Annotated in this window: 1 protein-coding gene; it reads right to left on the bottom strand. The window is 66.8% G+C overall.

The features are described 5' to 3' along the window. Positions 1-145 (bottom strand): LysR family transcriptional regulator (locus M2D63_RS26145; protein ID WP_285865928.1); only part of this gene is annotated, 145 nt, incomplete at its 3' end. Positions 146-235: the final 90 nt, after the last annotated feature.

Genomic DNA, 235 nt, shown 5'->3' with positions numbered 1-235 from the left:
GGAGGGCCGCGCGCGACTGGCGCTCGAGCTTCTTGATCTGCTGCGATACCGCGCTCGGGCTGAAGCCGAGCGCGTCTGCCGCGCCGACGACCGAGCCGTGCCGCTCGACGGCGGCGCGCGAACGGCGCGCTTGGATATCGATCATGAAGAAATCGTAGATGGTGGCGTGCATAAATCAACGCTGGTGCTGCATGGTCGGGGCACGGATGATGGAGGGGTGAAACCCCGCCACGCC

The organism is Pseudomonas sp. BJa5 (assembly GCF_030272875.2).
Lineage (GTDB): Bacteria > Pseudomonadota > Gammaproteobacteria > Pseudomonadales > Pseudomonadaceae > Aquipseudomonas.
The sequence above is the reverse complement of the archived record's forward strand: the minus strand, read 5'-3'. Positions and strand labels throughout refer to the sequence as shown.